Below are 20166 nucleotides of genomic sequence, written 5' to 3'. Positions count from 1 at the left end.
TTTGGGATGCAAGTAATTTACATTTTCTTAATATTATTTTTTTTGAAAAAGTTAATTTTTAGAAAGAAGTTTAATAAGGTTTTAATTTAGTATGAAAACATAGTATAATGAATGTAATATATAGGGTAGGTGTTTGAATTTGATTTTTTATGTAGTTGGACTAATTATGATAGTTATAGGGTTGATATATTTAGTTTTCCCTTCGAAAAAAAGAGATAGTCGGTATGGTTACAGAACACCGAGGGCGAAATATTCTGAATCCACCTATGACTATGCACAAAAAAAAGCATCAAGTTTGTTGTTATTGATTGGTGGTATAACATTTTTAGTAGGAGTATTACTGAAAAAAACTAATAATCTTCAATATTTTATATTAGAGTTATTTTTAATTGGTATTCCAATTATTATGTTTTTTTATCTTGTGGAACGTCGATTAGAAGGATTTAATGATGCTCTAATTAACCAAACTAAGTTAAATGAGCAGTCAAAAGAGGAGGAAGACAAATGAAGTTATTAATGATAGAAGATAATGAATCTGTTTCAGAAATGATGAAGATGTTTTTTTTAAATGAAGAATGGGATGTTACATTTAAATATGATGGTAAAGAAGGTCTAGATGCTTTTTTAGAAGAGCCGAGTGTTTGGGATATGATTACTCTAGATTTAAATTTACCAACTATGGACGGAGTCACTGTGTGTCGTGAAATTAGAAAAGTATCATCTGTTGTTCCAATCATTATGCTAACAGCAAGAGATTCTGAAAGTGATCAAATTATTGGTCTAGAAATGGGAGCAGATGATTACGTTACAAAACCATTTAGTCCAATTACTTTAATTGCAAGAATTAAAGCACTATATCGCCGATCATTGTTATCAGAAGAAGGGGATGGTAGATCTGAAAATAGTGTTGATGAAGAGTTTGATATTGTAACAGATTACTTTAAAATCAATCATAAAACTCGTGAAGCTTACTACCAAGAAGAATTGATAGAAGGTTTAACACCAAAAGAGTTTGATTTATTAATGACCTTAGCTAAAAAACCAAGACAAGTTTTCTCTAGAGAAAAGCTACTTGAACTTGTTTGGGATTACCAGTATTTTGGTGATGAACGAACAGTGGATGCGCATATTAAAAAATTACGTCAAAAAATTGAAAAAGTCGGTCCTCAAGTTATCCAAACTGTTTGGGGTGTGGGGTATAAATTTGATGACTCTGGAGTTAAGGAGTAATGCGTTATCTGGTTCAACAAATGGCAGCATTTTTTGTCATTATTTTAACGGTTCTTATTATTTTTGGTATTTCTTTTACGTCATATACAAGAAGAACAATCACCGACTCCACCTACGAACAACTTGAGGGATATTCCAATACCATTATTAATAATGTGGCCAAACAAGGATGGACGCTGCAACAATCACTTGATACTTCCTTGGCTATTTTACAAAATCAACAGGTAGCATTTAATGTATTAAATCCCGACTTAACTGTTAGTTATCCAGCTAAATTTGAAGGCCAAAGCGGAGCTAATATTATTTCTGAAAGTGAGCTTGAGATATTAAAGCAAGGTCGCCCGGTAGAAAAAACAATTATTAATAAATCAATTTCAAAAAGCAAACATTCAACATCTTTATATGTACAACCATTGTTTTCTTCGCCAAATTTAGAACTCATGGGACTACTCCTTGTTTCAAAACCAAATAGTAGTATAGATGAGAGTGTTAATTCTTTAACTAATGACTTGTTTAAAGGTTTTATCTTATCAACGGTGATAGCATTATTGATTAGCTATCTATTGGCTAAATTACAAGTAAATCGAATAGATAGATTAAAACAAGCAACTGATCAATTAGCTCTTGGTAATTATGATGTTCACCTTGAAGCTAAAAATAATGATGAATTAGATGAGTTAGCACATGACTTCAATCAATTGGCTATTACTTTGAAAAATTCTGATGAGGAAATCAAACGACAAGAAGAAAGACGTCGAAACTTTATGGCTGATGTGGCTCACGAAATGCGAACCCCACTGACAACGATTAATGGGTTATTAGAAGGTCTAGCTTATGGTGCGATACCAAAAGATCAAGAAGAAAAGTGCTTAACTCTTATGCAAAATGAAACAAAACGCTTAATTCGTTTAGTAAATGAAAACTTGGATTATGAGAAAATTTTAAATAACCAAATTAAAATGGTTGTTCAACGTTTTAATGCTACAGAGGTTTTAGATTTAGTGATAGAGCAATTGTCTGCTAAAGCTATTGATAAAGATAATAAGTTAGTACTATTAACAGAACAGCCTGTTTATCTATATGCTGATTATGATCGTTTTGTCCAAGTGATGGTCAACATTATCACAAATGCCATACAATTTACGGAGAATGGTACAATATCAGTTGAGCTAATAGAAAAAGACAAAGAAACAAGCATTCATATTAAAGACACAGGTATTGGTATGAATGAGGAACAGCTTAAAAATATATGGGATCGTTACTACAAAGCAGATCCTTCAAGAAAGAACACTGAATACGGTGAGTCTGGTTTAGGTTTATCTATTGTAGATCAGTTAGTGAAACTACATGGTGGACATATAGAAGTTGATAGTAAGCTAGGCGTGGGAACCACATTTAAAGTCTCATTTCCTAGTACACCTAGCAAAGAACAGGAAATAAAAAAAGACAAACAAATGGGGTGATTTCCCACTTTGTTTGTCTTTTCATGCAAATAAAAAGGAGAATGAATATGAAAGAAAATTATACTTATCCACTTAACCCTGAATGGTCAACTGAGGAACTAATTGCTGTGATGAATATGTGGGATATGGTGGAGAAGGCCTATGAAAAAAAAGCAACAGCACAAGAAGTCCTTACGACATATAAAGCATTTAAATCGGTAGTCAAAAGTATTGGTGAGGAACGTGTTTTAGGTAGAGAATTTGAAGAGGTGACAGGGTATTCTATGTATCATGTTGTGAAGGTAGCCAAACATCAAAAAGAAGGATTATTAAATAAAAAGGAGTTTTCAAAATGAGTCGGCAAGTAGCTTTTATGGAAGAAGTTAAGGGTTGGGTTTATGAGGCTGGAGATTTTGTTAAAGAAGAATTAAGACATGTGATTACAGTGGAAGAAAAAAGTAATCGTCATGATTTAGTGACAAATGTTGATAAAGCCACAGAACAATTTTTAGTTAATAAAATTAAAAAACATTACCCAAATGACACGATTATTGGGGAAGAAGGAACTGGTAAGTCTGTTACAAGTAAAGATGGTAGACTTTGGATTATTGATCCCATTGATGGCACGCTAAATTTTGTTAAACAACAAGAAAATTTTTGTATTATGATAGGAATTTTTGAAGGTGGAAAAGCAAGTTATGGGTTTATTTATAATGTGATGAAAGATGAATTTGCTTATGGTGGGAGACACACTGGTATATTTATCAATGAGAAAGAGATTAAAAATATTGATAATATTGGGATTCGTGATGGTTTGATTGGCTGTAATGCTCAGATGTATACAGAAAACTTATATCATGCAACAGATATTTGTAAACAAGCTGTAGGGGTTAGAGTGCTAGGTTGTGCTGGGATTGATTTTTTAAATGTTATCACGGGTAGACAAAATGGTTATTTATCTAAATTAGCCCCGTGGGACTTTGCTGCTGGCGTTGCTTTAGCTGAACCTCTTGGGTTAATTTGTAAACAAATTCCTGATTTAGATTATGATATTCTAGGTGATAGACAATTTTTTGTGGTGGCAACAGAGAAAACTTATCACGAGATTGTAAGTGATTTCAAATAAAAAAGTGAAAAATGAAAAAACTTTCACTTTTTTTCATGAGTTTTTTTTGTTATACTGAATAGTCGGTTCGTGAAGGAGATAGATTATCCCTTCATTTTTTTAAACAGTGAGGAGAGTAAATAATAGTGAAATTAAGAGAAGATATTCGTAACGTGGCAATTATTGCCCATGTCGATCATGGTAAAACAACATTGGTTGATGAGTTATTAAAACAGTCTAATACATTAGACAGTCATTTAGAATTACAAGAGCGTGCAATGGATTCTGGTGATATTGAAAAAGAACGTGGTATTACAATTTTAGCAAAAAATACTGCTATCAACTACGAAGGTAAACATATCAATATTTTAGATACACCTGGACATGCCGATTTTGGTGGAGAAGTTGAACGTATCATGAAAATGGTTGATGGTGTTGTTTTAGTAGTGGATGCTTATGAGGGAACAATGCCTCAAACACGTTTCGTACTGAAGAAAGCTTTAGAACAAAAATTAACACCAATTGTCGTTGTTAATAAAATTGATAAGCCAACTGCCCGTCCTGAAGAAGTAGTTGATGAAGTTTTAGAATTATTCATCGAATTAGGTGCAGATGATGAACAATTAGAATTCCCTGTTGTTTATGCTGCAGCTGTAAATGGTACATCAAGTTTATCTGATGATCCAGCTGATCAAGAAGAAACAATGGATCATATTTTAGATGCAATTATCGATCACATTCCAGCTCCAATTGATAATAGTGATGAACCATTACAATTCCAAGTATCATTACTTGACTATAACGATTATGTAGGACGTATTGGTATTGGTCGTGTATTCCGTGGAACGATTAAAGTTGGAGATCAAGTGGCATTAATGAAACTTGATGGTGAAGTTAAAAAATTCCGTGTCACTAAATTACTAGGATTCTTAGGATTAAATCGTGTTGAAATCCAAGAAGCTAAAGCCGGTGACTTAATTGCTTTATCTGGTATGGAAGATATCTTTGTTGGAGAAACAGTAACACCTGTAGATCATCAAGATGCCTTACCAATTCTACATATCGATGAGCCTACTTTACAAATGACATTTTTAGTTAATAATTCACCATTTGCAGGACGTGAAGGTAAATATGTAACGTCTCGTAAAATTGAAGAACGTTTACATAGTCAATTACAAACAGATGTTTCTCTTAAAGTTGAAGAAACAGAATCTCCTGATAAATGGATTGTTTCTGGACGTGGAGAACTACATTTATCTATTTTGATTGAAAATATGCGTCGTGAAGGATACGAATTACAAGTATCTCGTCCAAGTGTAATCTACCGTAACGTTGATGGAGTACTTTGTGAACCATTCGAACGTGTTCAAATTGATACGCCTGAAGAATACATGGGTGGAGTTATCGAGTCACTTGGCCAACGCAAAGCAGAAATGCAAGATATGATCAACTCTGGTAACGGTCAAGTACGCTTAATTTTCTTAGCACCAGCTAGAGGATTAATTGGGTATTCAACTGAATTTATGTCAATTACTCGTGGATATGGTATTATGAATCACACGTTTGACTCTTATTTACCAGTTATTTCTGGATTAGTAAGTGGACGTCGTAATGGTGCTCTTGTATCAATCGATCAAGGTAAAGCAACCACTTATAGTATCATGAGTATTGAAGAGCGTGGAACAGTTTATGTTGAACCAGGTACTGAAGTTTATGAGGGAATGATTGTTGGACAAAATAGTCGTGAAAATGACTTAGGTGTTAATATCACTAAAGCAAAACAAATGACAAACGTTCGTTCAGCTAATAAAGATCAGACTTCTGTTATCAAAAAACCAAAAATTCTAACATTAGAAGAATCATTAGAATTCTTAAACGATGATGAATACTGTGAGGTAACTCCAGAAAGTATTCGTTTAAGAAAACAAATTTTAAACAAATCTGAACGTGAAAAAGCTGCAAAACGCAAAAAACAAGCAGATAACATCTAAATCAAAAAAGGCTAATATCCATAGGACATTAGCCTTTTTTTGTGTGTAAAAGTAAGCATTGGAAATATTATCATAAATAATAAACAGTAAAAGATAACTGATAATAACTACTGACATAAATGCTTGAGATATTAATAAACTTAATATGTATAGCAGAACCATTGCTATAGAACAAGAGAGGATGCTAGCTAAAGTCCCTAGCCAAACATAGTGTTTTGTTGGATATTTTTTTAAGAGGATAACTGATAAAGGGGGATAAAGTGATTTTCTTGGTTGTTTGTCATAGTTAAGACTAATAACATGTAAAAGAAAACTAAAAAATAAAGCAATTAGACCAGTGAGTAGATAGCTTGTCCAATTAACCATACCTGATTTATCTAAGCTAAATAAAATCCACAAAATTGGAAATCCGATTAAAGCACTTATTTTAGGTTTAATCTTCAATATGTGTGTCACAATGGGTGTAAATAACATAATCAAACCAATTGCAATCGTTGAGATTTGAAACTCTTCATTATTATAAAACGTAATAAGAATCATAAATGACAGATACAAGAAACTATGAAAGATAGTATCTATTGTATTTTTTAACATATTTTTGCTCCTTTCTTCAATGTTTATTCTTTTTCATTTGTCAAATTAAGCTAGACAAAATGTCATTGTCTACATAGCTCAAAAATACTTCTAATGGTGTTTTATAGTTTAATGATTTTCTAGGAATATTATTTCTTTTGGATGCAACAGATTGAATGAAAGATTCATCAACTTCGTTGAAATCCATTTTCTTAGGCAATCCATCCTTACGCAATAGCCCATTAGAATTTTCATTTAAACCTCGTTGTGAAGGTGTACCAGGGTCAGCAAAGTAGATATCAATATCATTTAAGTTACTGATAGATTTCCAGTTAGAAAATTCTTTGCCACAATCAAATGTGATAGATTTAAACAAGTGATTAGGGCATTTTTTTAACCATTCATTTAAGCTATTCTCAATATCTATAGCGTGTCTTCCTGTTGGCTTCAAGGTAATAATAACTTTTGATAACCTTTCAACTAATGTAATAACAGCACTTTTATGATTTTTCCCAACAATAGTGTCACCTTCTAGGTGACCAAATTCACTTTGAAACTCGTTATGCTCAGCGTCTCTCTGATGAATGGTTCGTTTAAATGCTTGTTTACCTCGTTTTTCTTTATGCCCATTAGGTTTTCTTTTACCTTTCATTGGTAAAGTTGTGGAATCAAAAGATTCACGCGAGAACAATCTATAAAGTGTCCGAACAGAGCAAGAAATAGAAATCTCAGCACGACCGATAATCACGTCAGGAGTCCATCCTTGAGCCACTTTGTTTTGAATATATTTTGTTTCATTATCAGGTAAAGAAATAGGACGCCTTCCACATTTCTTTTTATTTTTTTTGTATCTTTGATAGTAATCTAGAATAGATAATCCCTCATTTAAAGCGTTGTAAACATTATAAATAGTTTGTCTTGATCTTTTTAAAGTATCAGCAACATGTTTAACTTTTTTAGCTTGGTGATAATAAGATTCTATTAAAACAAGCTCGTCTGTAGTAAGATGTATATAGGTCATTTGTGATCACTCTCCTTGTTTTCTTTCGTCGGAAGTACAATTTGGACAATTTGAGTGTATCACAAATGATTTTTTATTTGTCTAGCTTAATTTTACAATCGGCGCTTATATTAATTATATCATGAATAAGACTGTGAGCGTATCATGAATTCTTTCGTAAAAAAGCTTCTGTGAAAATGACTCTTTTCGATAGTTTTTTATTGAAAAAATTTTGTGTATTGATTAAGCTACGAGTTTGGTATGTTAATTTATTTTTTTAGATATTAGAAATACTGATTTTAAAAGTACTTCAAATAGTTAAAAGGTTAACTATTATGATGTCTTTATTTGAAATGTCTACTAAATTGTTTTAAAATATATATTATGATATAGGTTAGAGGGGTATACCGGATGAGAAAAAGAAGATATATATTGGGAATTGATGGATTACGAGCTATAGCTGTAATTGGTGTTATACTCTACCATTTAGCTCCTAAATGGGTACCAGGTGGTTATCTAGGTGTACCATTATTTTTTGTTATATCAGGTTATTTAATGACTGATATCCTACTTAACGAGTGGGAAAGCAGAAAAAAAATTGATATTAAAAATTTTTATAAAAAAAGAATGGCTCGTGTTTACCCATCTTTAATAACATTATTATTAATAACAGGTAGTGTCTTTCCTTTTATTAAACAAAAATATTTGTTAAATTTTAGACAAATTGTAGGATCATCATTATTGAACTTTAACAACTGGTGGCAGATAAAAAACGGTCTTTCCTATTTTGAACAATTTAGTAATGAATCTCCTTTTACCCATTTGTGGTCATTATCAATTGAAGCCCAATTTTATATTTTATGGCCAATTATTTTGCCTATTTTGTTATATAAAGTAAAAGATTATAAAAAAATTAACTATGGTGTGATAGGTGTAACAATTTTATCAGGAATTTTAATGGCTGTGATGTATAGTCCTGAAGAAATTAACCGAGTATATTACGGAACTGATACGAGACTATTTTCTATTATGATGGGTGTTTCACTAGCCTTTATGCTACGAATCTATGAACAAAAACTTAAAAATATGAAACAAACAAAAAAATTAGTGATTTTTCTAAGTAGTTTAATCTTAGTGATTGTCTGCTTAGCTATATTTAGAGATTCTAATGGTTTTATATACCGAGGTGGTATGTTTACATATAGTCTGATTGCTGCTATTTGTTTAGGTATGATTGTGAATGTTCCCAAATTTAGTGCTTCATTAAGTAATCCTTTTATTAAGTGGATTGGTTCTAGAAGTTATGAAATTTATTTATGGCAACTCCCTGTGATAGTCGTCTATAACGATCAAGTTAAGTGGAATGGTGAAAATACTTTTTACCATGTTTTAGTTCAACTGATTATCATCTTAGTATTGTCAGAGATAACTTATAGAATTGTTAGAGGGCTAAAAACAAAAAGAAAAAATAAAAAAGTAAGTCAAACTAAAAAGATTAAAAAGAATATACTTGTGGTAGCTATCATATTACTTGTACCATTTTCATATGGCTTTGTAGTAGCTCCAACTGGGAAGACAGAAGATGCTGCAAAACTTCAGGCACAGCTAGAAAAAAACAAAGAGCTATTAGAAAAACAAAGTCAAGAGGATGCCAAGAATGAGGCGTCTTCTGAAACTAAGGTGTCAAAGAGTCAAAAAGATGATGATGAGCTGGTGGAAGGTAGTATGTTAACTAAAGGCCAGCAAAGGCAAGCAGCTGAGATGAATATGACAGCTATTGGGGATTCAGTCTTATTAAGTGCAGCACCTAGCTTCAAAGAGATATTTCCAAAAAGTTATATTGAGGCCGATGTTGGTCGACAATTAATGGACAGTGAGCCTGTTTTTAAAGAAGTTGAAAAAGAAGAAAAAATGGGTGATGTTGTCCTAGTCGTGTTAGGAACTAATGGAAGTTTTACAGACAATGACATTGATAAAATTATGGCACCAATCGGTAACAAACCCGTATTTTTCGTGAACACATTAGTTGATAGACCTTGGCAAAAAGGAGTCAATGATGAGTTAATTAATACAGAGTATCGTTATGAAAATGCTCACTTAATTAACTGGCATGATTATGCTCAAGGGCAAGATAGTTGGTTTGAAGAAGACGGAGTACATATGGTTCCAGAAGGTAGTAAAATCTTTAGTGAATATGTTGCACAACAAATTTTAATGACATTAGATGAAAAAAAGCTAACCCTTAATAGTCTGGGTTAGCTTTTTTTAAAACAATAGCTCTAGTAGGACAAGCTTGATAAGCATTCATTAAATCATTTGGTATAGGCTCCAAAACTTCTTTTTCTAAATCCTTAGAGTCAACGAATTTAACAATACCATTGTCATAGTAGTCAAATATATCTGGTGCTTTGATTTGACAAAGACCACAAGCGATACATTTTTCTGGTATAATTTGACATAACATAATAAAAACTCCTTTGAGGTGATGGTTAATGTCTATGGAAGACGTTATATTATACTGTTTTAAATCAGGTGAAACAATGCGCTACACCACATTGTACCACCTTCTAAAGGGTAAGAAAACTAGTTCGATTCTTGTCTTTGGTAAATTTTATGGGTTATTAGATTTTTTTAATTTATTTCCTAAGTTGTCACAACAAGACTTTACGCGTATAATTTATCAGCTAGTAGATAAGGGGTATTTAACTGTAGTCGATGATAATAAGGTCCAAATAAGTAAGGAAGGTGAAGCAGAGGTCCAGTGGGAATCATTTAGGTTGGTGAATTTAAAACAGAGGAAATATGATAGGGTGGATCAATTATTTTTTCAACGACTAAGTTTTGCTACTCAGATAGTATCAAATAAAGTCCATGAATTTACTCAATATGAACCTATTGATAATGATGCTTTTCACCAGATGCGAATGAAAGTTTGGCTAGATCACCACAAAGAAGCTGATTTACCTATTATATTTTTTGAAGAGTGGAAACAAGTAATCACTAGTCTGAACAAGACTGAACAATCTATATTAGTTGAGCAACTATCAGGTTTTAATGAGGTTGGTCTAACAATTAACCAAATATCAAACTTACTGGACTACTCACCAATTGCTGGGTATTTGATTTACAAGACAGCACTGCATAAAGTATTAGATGACTTGAATCAAAATAAAGAGGCATTCCCTATTTTTTTCTCACTCTTTGGCTCTATTCTTGAGGAATTACCACCAGGGTCAATAGATGTGACTAGACGCCTTTTTTTAAACGGTGCCTCTCCCCAAGAAATTGCCAATCAGCGCCGCTTAAAATTAAGCACTATTAGTGATCATTTAATTGAATTATTTATCACCAGCTCCATCACAGAACTTAGGAACGTTATTCCAAAAGACATACTGCTTAATATAAGTGCTTATAAACAAACTGTTAACTCAGATTTTAAAAATTGGAAATATTCTGATGTTGTAAGGAGTGTTAAAGGACTAGAATTTTATGTATTTAGATGGTGCCAATTTTATTTTGTTGAACAAGAGGTGATAGGATGAATGAATTAAAAGCATTTTTAAATACACGTTTTTCTTTTGAGGATTTTAAAGAAGGGCAAAAAGAGACTATCCAATCTATTTTGAATCAATCCGATACATTAACTATTTTACCAACAGGGGCCGGGAAATCTTTGTGTTATCAATTCCCTAGTTATTATCAAAATAATGGACAGACAGTCATTGTATCTCCTTTAATTTCTTTAATGGAAGATCAAGTTTCACTAATTAGAAAAACCGGAGAGAAGAGGGTTATAGCTATTAATAGCCTCATGTCTAAAGAAGCAAGGCGTTTTGTGTTTAAACGGTTAAATCAATATCGTTTTATTTTCATTAGTCCAGAAACTCTAAGTCAGCCTAAGGTATTACAAGCATTTAAAGAATTGACTATTTCACTATTTGTCATTGATGAAGCCCATTGCATCTCTCAATGGGGCCATGATTTTAGACCAAGTTATCTAGAGTTGAGTAGTGTTAAAGCAGCACTCAATCATCCGCTAACACTTGCTTTAACTGCAACAGCAACCCCAGCTGTTAAAGAAGACATTATTGAGCAACTCTTTTTACCTGATTCTTTTGAAGAAATTAGTTGCTCTGTTAACCGAGACAACATTTTTTATAAAATAGCCCATGTTGAAGACAAGCACTCTTTTTTATTAGATTTTTTAAAAGATAAGAAAGTCCCAGGTATTATTTACTTTTCAAGTAAAAAAGAAGCAGAAAGAATCGCTGACTTTCTTCAGCAACATTTAGATCTTGGCATAGGTGTTTATCACGGGGGTGTATCGGCTAGTGAGCGCTTAGTTATCCAAGAACAATTTATAAGTGGCCATCTCCAAATATTATGTGCGACTAGTGCTTTTGGTATGGGAATCAATAAACAAAATATTCGATTTGTTATCCATTACCATTTACCTAGCAGTATAGAAGATTATGTACAGGAGTCGGGCCGAGCTGGCCGTGATGGCTTACAAAGTTTATCTATTGTTCTTTATAAGGAAGGTGATGAGCATATTCATTATTTTTTAAAAGATCAAACCTTTCAAGAAAAACAAGAGCTATTAACTCTTTTAAAAAATGATCTACTAATTGAGGGAGATCAAGAACAATATATGAGTGACACTCAAAAAAAATGGTACAGTCAAATAAAAAAAAGTGATCTAAAAAGACAGAAATTTGAAGAGAAAACTACAGAAAAAAAATTTCAGCAAATAAAAAAAATTAATGATATGATAACTTTTTGCCAACTAGAGACATGTCGTCGGCAGTTTATTTTAGATTATTTTCAAAATAACAGTCAAATTATTCAAGATAATTGTTGTGATATTTGCCAGAGTGAACTGCCAGAAATGACGACACAAGAAGTGTTAAACCAACCCTTTAATACTCTAGGTAGCCCATTCACTAAATTAGAAAACCTATTTTTAAAGAAATTTTAAGCGACAGATAGCTAGTTATATGATAGAATAGTTTCAGAAGTTTTGAGGAGGTATTGCGTTGAGTAAAGACAAAGATAATAATGTAAACGAACAAGAACCATGGGATCAGCCAATATATGATGAAGAGTACGAAGAGGGCTCAAGAAAAAGTAGACGAGGTGGCTCAGGTGGCCGTAACTGGTTTATCGTGATCTTAATTATTTTACTATTTTTAATTGTGTTAGTACCAACTGTAGCTATTCTTTATTCTAAGATGGATGATAATAAGAATGCAGGTAATAAAGTTGAAATTAGTAGTTCTATTGTTGAAAGTAGTACAACAAAAGATTCTGAAACAAAATCATCAGAGTCTACAAAAGAAAGTACAACAGAATCAACAACAAAAGAAAGTACAACAGATTCATCATCAAGCAACTCAAGTAGTTCAAGTTCATCATCAAGCACATTTGAGGATGTAGAAGCACCTAAGAGTGAAGCTCCAGAAGATAATCAAGTAGACAATAATGCAGCAGATCAAAATCAAGCAAGTGGTGGAGATGTTGTCATCTTTGGTCAAGGAGATAATATTAGTGTTTGGCGAATCGCTCAAAATAGTGGGATATCAGTTGACGAAATTTATCAATTAAACCCAGGTATTGATCCTAACAATTTACAAGATGGTCAATCTATTAGAATTAGATAATGAAAAGTCGTCTTTATGACGACTTTTTAATTATGAGGAAGAGGGACGAAATTTATCATGACAAAAAATATTCAAATAGCCATTGACGGACCAGCTTCAGCTGGAAAGAGTACCGTTGCCAAAATTTTAGCTAAAAGAAATGGGTATATATATTGTGATACAGGTGCGATGTATCGTGCTGTGACTTTTCAATCAATGTCACAGCAGACTAACCTAGATGATGAGGCAGCTATTTTATCTGTCTTAGATGATATGTTGATTACTTTTGATTATGTTGATGGCATGCAACATGTTTATGTTAATGGAGTAGATGTGACAGAAGATATTAGAACAATTGACGTTACAAATAACGTATCAAAAGTATCAGCTTATAAAGCTGTCAGACAAGAGTTAGTAAACAGGCAAAAACTCATTGCTAGTGAGAATAATATTGTGATGGATGGTAGAGATATAGGGACAGTGGTCTTACCTAATGCAGCGTTAAAAATATTTTTAGTGGCTAGCGTGGATGAAAGAGCTCAAAGACGTTTTAAGGAAAATCAAGCTAAAGGGATTGATGTGCCTTTAGAAACAATTAAGCAAGATATTGAAAAAAGAGATCTATATGACTCAACAAGAAAAGAGTCTCCCTTAGTTCAGGCCAGTGATGCCATTCGTTTGGATACAACAGGTATGGGGATTGATGATGTGGTAAGTGCGATTGAATCTCACTTACTTAAATATACATAATCAATGATTTTAGGCTAATATATCTATATTACTGGTAAATCATTTCTTTTTTAGGTAAAATAAAGATAGGGCAATAATTTTTGAACATTTGTTGTTATTTTAGGAGGAAAAGGATTATGACAGAGCAATTCAATGAAACAATGTTAGACGCAATGGATAGTGTACAAGAAGTAAAAGTGGGCGACATAGTAAAAGGTGAAGTCTTAACGATTGATGATAGCAAACAAGTTATTATTGGAATTATTGGCGCTGGTGTTGAAGGTGTCGTACCATTAAAAGAATTATCAACTCTCCCTGTTGAACAAGCTACAGATGTTGTTGCAATTGGAGATGTGATTGATTTAGTTGTTATCTCTGAAATTGGAAAAGACAAAGAAAATGGAAGCTACTTACTTTCAAAACGTCGTTTAGATGCTAAAAAAGTTTGGGTAGAAATCGAAGAGAAATTTAAAAATGGTGAGTTGATTGAAGCGCCTGTGACTGACGTTATTAAAGGTGGCTTAATCGTAGATGCTGGTGTACGTGGATTTGTTCCAGCTTCAATGGTCTCAGATCGTTTTATTTCAGATTTTTCAGATTATAAAGGTAAAACATTAACATATAAAATTATTGAAATTGAACCAAGTGAAAATCGCTTAATCTTATCACACAGAGCAGTTCTAGAAGCAGAAAAAGCAGAAGCAAAAGCTGAAATCTTCTCTAAAATCTTAGCAGGTGATGTTATTGAAGGCGATGTAGCTAGACTGACAAACTTTGGAGCTTTTGTTGACTTAGGTGGTGTAGATGGTTTAGTTCATGTATCTGAAATTTCTCATGCTCATGTGGTAAAACCAGAAGACGTACTAAGTGTAGGAGATAAAGTACAAGTAAAAGTATTAAGCATTGATCCTGAAAAAGAACGTATTTCTTTATCAATTAAAGAAACTCAAGCTGGACCTTGGGATGATATCGAAACAAAAGCAAGCGTTGATACAGTACTTGAAGGAACTGTAAAACGTCTAACAACTTTTGGAGCTTTTGTAGAAGTGTTCCCAGGAGTTGAAGGTTTAGTTCATATCTCTCAAATCTCACACAACCATATTGCAACACCTCACGAAGTATTAACTGAAGGTGAGAGTGTTCAAGTTAAAGTTCTTGATGTTGATGGAGATACAAGACGAATTGGCTTGAGTATTAAAGCTTTAGAAGAAAAAGCTGAGGAAGAGGTTGTTGAAGAAGAGTACGTCGAGATGGAAGAATCATCAGGCTTTACAATTGGCGACATGATTGGTGATGACCTTTTAGATAACGAGTAAACTTATCTTTATTCAAAAAGCTATATTGGCGAAATATTCGTTAATATAGCTTTTATTTATTTCTTTTAAATCAACCTTTTACTTGCACCAAACCTTATGACACGGTACACTACATGAGGAATAGAAAAGAATAAAGGAGGAATGACTATGTCAATCCCTACATTAGCCATCGTTGGTCGTCCTAACGTTGGAAAGTCAACACTATTTAACCGTTTAGCTGGTGAGAGAATTTCAATTGTAGAAGATACACCAGGGGTTACACGCGACAGAATATATGCTCACTCTGAGTGGTTAGGCAGAGAATTTAGTATCATTGATACAGGTGGTATTGAAATGAGTGATGAACCATTTATGGATCAAATTAAACATCAAGCAGAGATTGCTATTGAAGAGGCAGATGTTATCTTACTTGTGACAAGTGGTCGTGAGGGTATTACAGATGCTGATGAATATGTTGCTAAAATTTTATATAAAAGTGACAAGCCAGTTATTTTAGCTGTTAATAAAGTAGATAATCCTGAGATGAGAAATGATAGTTATGAGTTTTATGCTTTAGGATTAGGTGATCCAATTCCAGTTTCAGGAAGTCATGGTATTGGTATTGGGGATGTATTGGATGAAGTGGTGAAACATTTTGCTCCAGTAACAGTTGAAGAAGAGGATGACATTATTCGTTTTAGTTTAATTGGACGCCCTAATGTTGGAAAATCTTCATTGATTAATGCTATGTTAGGTGAAGAGCGAGTAATTGTCTCTAACATTGCAGGAACAACCCGAGACGCAATTGATACATCATTTGTATCAGATACAGGTCAAGAATTTGTTATGATTGATACAGCTGGTATGCGTAAAAAAGGAAAAGTTTACGAAAATACTGAAAAATATAGTGCTATGCGTTCTATGAGAGCCATTGACCGCTCAGATGTGGTTCTTGTTGTTTTAAATGCTGAAGAGGGTATTCGTGAGTATGATAAACGTATTGCAGGATTTGCTCATGATGCTGGTAAAGGTATTATTCTTGTTGTGAATAAGTGGGATACACTTGATAAAGATAACCATACTATGAAAGAATTTGAAGAGGATATTCGTAAAGAATTCCGTTACCTAGATTATGCTCCAATCGTCTATGTATCAGCTAAAACAAAACAACGTTTGCATACATTACCTGATATTATTGAAACAGTGAGTCAAAATCAACGTCTAAGAATTCCATCATCTATTTTAAATGATGTGATTATGGATGCTGTTGCTATTAATCCGACACCAACAGATAAAGGTAAACGATTAAAAATCTTTTATGCGACACAAGTTGCTATTAAACCACCAACATTTGTCGTGTTTGTAAATGAAGAAGAACTAATGCATTTTTCATATCTTAGATTTTTAGAAAATCAAATCAGACGTGCCTTTGAATTTGAAGGAACACCTATTCGAATCATTGCTAGAAGAAGAAAATAGTGCATTTTATCATAATTTGTTTATTTTGGCAAACAAGTTTTAAAAAGTAGAAAAAGACGTGTGAAAAGCTTTAAAAACCTTGATAACTCACGCTTCTTATGGTATCTTTGTTAAGGAAATATTGATTCGAAATATTTCTATCGACTATTTTTGGACCACTCAAAAATAGTTGCCTAGAATATGATGTCAATTTATACATCGATTCTTTTTCAGGGAGGTGAAACAAAAAATGGCAAACAAAGCAGAATTAATCGAAAAAGTTGCAGAAGCAACTGGCTTAACTAAAAAAGATGCTACAGCTTCAGTTGACGCTGTATTTACATCAATTCAAGAATTCTTAGCTGAAGGTGAAAAAGTTCAATTAATCGGTTTCGGAAACTTCGAAGTTCGTGAAAGAGCTTCACGTAAAGGTCGCAACCCTCAAACAGGTGAAGAAATTCAAATCGCTGCAAGCAAAGTACCTGCATTTAAACCAGGTAAAGCTTTAAAAGATGCAGTAAAATAATGAAATAAGTTGAACAAGTATTGTCATCAATACTTGTTCTTTTTTAATAGAAATAAAGGATAGTGATAATATGTATTGGATTTGGATTTTAATTGTTGGCTCTTTAATTGGGTCAATAGCTAGTATGATTGTTGGAAATGATTCAAAGGGCTGCTTTTTTAACATCGTAGCTGGTTTACTTGGTGCAGCGATTGGTCAACGGTTATTTGGTAGTGATTGGGGTGGACAATTAGCAGGTATGGCTCTTGTTCCATCGATATTAGGTGCTCTGATTATTGTCGCTATTTCATCTTTTTTCCAAAGAAAATAACATTCTATAGCCAATTATGGCTATTTTTTTATTTTTAGAGTAATTTTTGATATACTTAAGTTATTAAATAGCTCTATTTTTGTAATAGAACAAAGCTGTAAGAAAATGAGGAGATTATAAATGTCATATAGTAAAAAAATGCTTGAATCTATTTCAGAAGGTGACCTAGCTCAAGCCAGTGTTCATTTCAATGAAGCTTTGAGTCAAGATTTACCAGAAGAAAAATTACAATTAGCAGATAACTTATTCCAAATTGGTTTTTTAGAAGAAGCAAACGAATTATTTAAAAATTTATTAGAAGAAAATCCTGAAGAAGATGCTTTAAAAATCTCTTTAGCAGAAATTGCCATTGAGGAAGATAAAATTGAAGAGGCGTTTACTTGGTTAGAGCAAGTATCTCCAGAAAGTGATGTTTATGCTCAAAGCTTATTAACGACAGCCGATATTTATCAAATGTTAGGTATACCAGAAGTCAGTGAGTCAAAATTAAAAGAAGCTAAGGTCTTATTACCTACAGAGCCTTTAATTGATTTGGCTCTTTGTGAACTTTATTTTGCTAGTGAAGGGTATTCACAAGCTATTGAAGCCTATATGGATCTTTTAAAACATTATCCTAGTTTTGATTCCCCTATTGATATTGACGAGCGTATAGGTGTATCTTTATCTCGTATTGGTGAGTATGAAGAAGCTATCGAGTTTTTAGAAAAATCCATCGAAGAAAAAGAAACCATTGAAAAGTTATTCCAATTAGCTCTATGTTACTATCAAGTGAAAGAAAATGAACGAAGTATTTCGATGTTAGAAAGAGTCATGTCGATGGATGAGGAATTCCATCAAGTATACTATCCTCTAGCGCAAATTCTTTATGATGAGGGTCGTCATGAAGAGGCATTACAGATTGCTGAAGCAGGTATTATGAAAAACCCATACGAGACAGTTCTGTATCATTTAGCTTCAGAATCTGCATACCAGTTAAACCAAAAAGATGAGGCTCGTCAGTATTTAGAAGAGGTAATTTCACTAGAGTTAGATAGTGATTTATCAAAATTAAAACTAGCTGAATTTTTAGTGAAAGAAGAAGAATTTGAAGATATTATCCAGATTATCTCAACACTAGATAACAAAGAACAAGGGATGGCTCATTGGTACCTAGCTCAAGCTCATAATGGATTAGAAGAGTTTGAAAAAGCAAATGACTATTATGAACTAGCCTATCCATATATGGATATTGAAGCAGATTTCTTAAAAGATTATGGTTTGTTTTTACGTGAAGAAGGCAAACTTGAGGAAGCTAAAGAACTCCTACAAAAATATTTGGCGGAGGTTCCAGATGATTTAATGATAGTATCTTTACTAGAAAACGATCGGTGGTGAGCATATGACAACATTAGAAGAAAAAAAGAAATTTATTAATTGGTTAATTGAGTCAGTCAAATTTTATAACAGAGAATCGTATTGGATTCTTAATTACTTGATTAATCATGATGTTATTCTTAATCGTGTTGTTTTTGTTGAGCAGGCAGATAAAACTAAACGAGGACTGACGATAAAAGATCAGTCTTTAGGTGTTGGTCCACATTTATTTTTAACAAAAGAGGGCATGCAATTCACTGATACTGAACAGATATTTCATGACATTCGTATGAATTGGCGTGAACCTTTGTATGTGGATATATTATTTGAAAATCATTATCATAATGCCCTTTATCAATCTGTTTTAGAAGATAATCCTTTCTTAAAGAAAGAAGAAAAAGAGCAAATTGATGAAACTATTTATAATGAATTAAATGATTTTTTTATTCAAAAAGAAGAAAATTATGTAATCGAATCATTGAGGAAAGCCATTGATATTGCTGTGGACAAAGGTGATGAAGAACAATTTTTATCTTTATCAAAAGAATTAAAAGAACGAATGAAATAAACTAAAAAAAGCATCAAACAAGACGTTGTAGTGTATCTTGTTTGATGCTTTATTTATAGTTATTGAAGATCACCTTCGATTTTTTCCATCATCTCTTCATATGAAAATCCTTCGCCTAAAACTTCATTAATAGTAAAAATAGTCATAAAAGCAGTGTCATCAATCTCATGACTAATTTCTTTCACCTTATTCATCTCGCTCATGCTACAAACACAATAAACCATATCACGCTCTTTTTTAGAATAGCCCCCTTGAGTTTTAATATAAGTTACTCCTCTACCCATTTCTGCCATGATTTTTTCACCAATCTCTTTATCTTTGTTTGAAACAATTAAGATAGCTTTAGCACCATAAGAGGCATCTTGTACAAAATCAACAACTTGACTAAAAACAAAGACTGCAATTAGAGTATACATCATCTCTTTTAATGATAAATAGGTTAAAGACAAAAGTAGCACACATAAATCTAATAATAATAGAGATCTACCAATAGTTAAATTAAATTTCTTTTCAATAATTCTAGCGACAATGTCAGTACCCCCGGTTGTACCACCAAATTTATAGACGATACCACTACCAAAACCACCACAAATACCAGCCAGTAAAGCGGCAATTAAAAGGTCATGGTCAACTGAAATATAAAGTGGAAATTGTTGCCAAATCCAAATATTAGCCGACAAAGAAAAGGTTCCTACTAGAGTTAAAAACAAAGCTTCCAACCCAAGAAATTTTAAACCAATGATAATTAATGGTATATTTAATACTAAGGTGGTAATGGCAGGAGAGACATTAAATAAGTTATAAATAATTAAGGCAATCCCTGTCATCCCACCTTCAGCTAGTTTATTTGCCATATTAAAATTAACCAAACCAAAACTAAAAATACTCGCACCAATAAAAATCATGATACAATTAATAATGAGCTGTTTACTTATACGCATTTAAAA

The 20166-nt window shown here is 32.7% G+C and carries 21 protein-coding genes; 17 read left to right on the top strand and 4 right to left on the bottom strand.

Annotated features, from left to right (window positions below; translation table 11 throughout):
- Positions 1 to 139: 139 nt before the first annotated feature.
- The 6 genes from VSF34_RS04825 to typA all read left to right on the top strand — a co-directional run bounded on the left by VSF34_RS04825 (position 140) and on the right by typA (position 5768).
- Positions 140 to 508, top strand: a complete 369-nt coding sequence (locus VSF34_RS04825) for an SdpI family protein (protein WP_326717907.1) — start codon at positions 140 to 142, stop codon at positions 506 to 508.
- Positions 505 to 1230: a winged helix-turn-helix domain-containing protein gene (locus VSF34_RS04820; RefSeq protein ID WP_326717906.1), complete on the top strand. Its 726-nt coding sequence runs from the start codon at positions 505 to 507 to the stop codon at positions 1228 to 1230. Before VSF34_RS04825 ends, VSF34_RS04820 begins: the two co-directional genes overlap by 4 nt.
- On the top strand, positions 1230 to 2693 hold the full coding sequence (locus tag VSF34_RS04815) for an ATP-binding protein (protein WP_326717905.1): 1464 nt from the start codon (positions 1230 to 1232) through the stop codon (positions 2691 to 2693). The genes VSF34_RS04820 and VSF34_RS04815 overlap by 1 nt, the downstream gene beginning before the upstream one ends.
- Positions 2694 to 2740: 47 nt before the next feature.
- The gene (locus tag VSF34_RS04810) at positions 2741 to 3028 is read left to right on the top strand and encodes a UPF0223 family protein (protein ID WP_326717904.1); all 288 of its coding nucleotides are present in this window, start codon (positions 2741 to 2743) and stop codon (positions 3026 to 3028) included.
- Positions 3025 to 3798 carry an inositol monophosphatase family protein gene (locus tag VSF34_RS04805; RefSeq protein ID WP_326717903.1) on the top strand — a complete coding sequence of 258 codons (774 nt, stop codon included), beginning with the start codon at positions 3025 to 3027 and terminating at the stop codon, positions 3796 to 3798. Before VSF34_RS04810 ends, VSF34_RS04805 begins: the two co-directional genes overlap by 4 nt.
- 125 nt (positions 3799 to 3923) lie before the next feature.
- Entirely contained in the window at positions 3924 to 5768 is a 1845-nt protein-coding gene (gene typA, locus VSF34_RS04800; RefSeq protein WP_326717902.1) for a translational GTPase TypA, read from the top strand.
- Here the strand turns inward: typA and VSF34_RS04795 are convergent.
- Positions 5709 to 6362 (bottom strand): hypothetical protein, encoded by a 654-nt coding sequence (locus VSF34_RS04795; RefSeq protein ID WP_326717901.1) that lies wholly within the window; start codon positions 6360 to 6362, stop codon positions 5709 to 5711. The two genes, typA and VSF34_RS04795, sit on opposite strands and share 60 nt — an antisense overlap.
- A 40-nt stretch (positions 6363 to 6402) precedes the next feature.
- Entirely contained in the window at positions 6403 to 7362 is a 960-nt protein-coding gene (locus tag VSF34_RS04790) for an IS30 family transposase (protein ID WP_326716323.1), read from the bottom strand.
- Positions 7363 to 7752: 390 nt separating this feature from the next.
- Between VSF34_RS04790 and VSF34_RS04785 the strand changes: the two genes are divergently transcribed.
- Positions 7753 to 9600: an acyltransferase family protein gene (locus VSF34_RS04785; RefSeq protein ID WP_326717900.1), complete on the top strand. Its 1848-nt coding sequence runs from the start codon at positions 7753 to 7755 to the stop codon at positions 9598 to 9600.
- Here the strand turns inward: VSF34_RS04785 and VSF34_RS04780 are convergent.
- A complete protein-coding gene (locus VSF34_RS04780; protein WP_326717899.1) occupies positions 9584 to 9805 on the bottom strand; it encodes a ferredoxin in 222 nt (73 codons plus the stop codon). The two genes, VSF34_RS04785 and VSF34_RS04780, sit on opposite strands and share 17 nt — an antisense overlap.
- Positions 9806 to 9839: 34 nt before the next feature.
- On the opposite strand from VSF34_RS04780, the gene VSF34_RS04775 reads away from it, so the two are divergent.
- From VSF34_RS04775 to VSF34_RS04730, 10 genes are all read left to right on the top strand, one after another.
- Positions 9840 to 10883: a YpbB family protein gene (locus VSF34_RS04775; RefSeq protein WP_326717898.1), complete on the top strand. Its 1044-nt coding sequence runs from the start codon at positions 9840 to 9842 to the stop codon at positions 10881 to 10883.
- Positions 10880 to 12319 carry a RecQ family ATP-dependent DNA helicase gene (locus VSF34_RS04770; RefSeq protein ID WP_326717897.1) on the top strand — a complete coding sequence of 480 codons (1440 nt, stop codon included), beginning with the start codon at positions 10880 to 10882 and terminating at the stop codon, positions 12317 to 12319. Before VSF34_RS04775 ends, VSF34_RS04770 begins: the two co-directional genes overlap by 4 nt.
- A 58-nt stretch (positions 12320 to 12377) precedes the next feature.
- Positions 12378 to 13001, top strand: coding sequence for a LysM peptidoglycan-binding domain-containing protein (locus tag VSF34_RS04765; protein WP_326717896.1), 624 nt, complete (start codon positions 12378 to 12380; stop codon positions 12999 to 13001).
- A gap of 57 nt (positions 13002 to 13058) precedes the next feature.
- Positions 13059 to 13730 carry a (d)CMP kinase gene (cmk, locus tag VSF34_RS04760; RefSeq protein ID WP_326717895.1) on the top strand — a complete coding sequence of 224 codons (672 nt, stop codon included), beginning with the start codon at positions 13059 to 13061 and terminating at the stop codon, positions 13728 to 13730.
- Between the two features lie 116 nt (positions 13731 to 13846).
- Positions 13847 to 15025, top strand: coding sequence for a 30S ribosomal protein S1 (rpsA, locus tag VSF34_RS04755; protein WP_326717894.1), 1179 nt, complete (start codon positions 13847 to 13849; stop codon positions 15023 to 15025).
- 147 nt (positions 15026 to 15172) lie between these two features.
- Positions 15173 to 16483, top strand: coding sequence for a ribosome biogenesis GTPase Der (gene der / locus VSF34_RS04750; RefSeq protein ID WP_326717893.1), 1311 nt, complete (start codon positions 15173 to 15175; stop codon positions 16481 to 16483).
- A 229-nt stretch (positions 16484 to 16712) separates the two neighbouring features.
- The gene (hbs, locus tag VSF34_RS04745; protein WP_326717892.1) at positions 16713 to 16988 is read left to right on the top strand and encodes a non-specific DNA-binding protein Hbs; all 276 of its coding nucleotides are present in this window, start codon (positions 16713 to 16715) and stop codon (positions 16986 to 16988) included.
- Between the two features lie 70 nt (positions 16989 to 17058).
- A complete protein-coding gene (locus tag VSF34_RS04740) occupies positions 17059 to 17298 on the top strand; it encodes a GlsB/YeaQ/YmgE family stress response membrane protein (protein ID WP_326717891.1) in 240 nt (79 codons plus the stop codon).
- Between the two features lie 120 nt (positions 17299 to 17418).
- The gene (locus tag VSF34_RS04735) at positions 17419 to 18672 is read left to right on the top strand and encodes a tetratricopeptide repeat protein (protein WP_326717890.1); all 1254 of its coding nucleotides are present in this window, start codon (positions 17419 to 17421) and stop codon (positions 18670 to 18672) included.
- A gap of 4 nt (positions 18673 to 18676) precedes the next feature.
- The gene (locus VSF34_RS04730; protein ID WP_326717889.1) at positions 18677 to 19219 is read left to right on the top strand and encodes a YpiB family protein; all 543 of its coding nucleotides are present in this window, start codon (positions 18677 to 18679) and stop codon (positions 19217 to 19219) included.
- Positions 19220 to 19278: 59 nt separating this feature from the next.
- Here the strand turns inward: VSF34_RS04730 and VSF34_RS04725 are convergent, their stop codons facing one another.
- Complete coding sequence (locus tag VSF34_RS04725) at positions 19279 to 20160, bottom strand: YitT family protein (RefSeq protein ID WP_326717888.1); 882 nt, start codon at positions 20158 to 20160, stop codon at positions 19279 to 19281.
- Between the last annotated feature and the right edge of the window lie 6 nt (positions 20161 to 20166).

The sequence above is a fragment of the Vagococcus jeotgali genome (assembly GCF_035918315.1).
In the GTDB taxonomy this organism is placed as follows: domain Bacteria; phylum Bacillota; class Bacilli; order Lactobacillales; family Vagococcaceae; genus Vagococcus; species Vagococcus jeotgali.
Note: the sequence above shows the minus strand (reverse complement) of the source record. Positions and strands in the feature narration are given on the sequence as shown.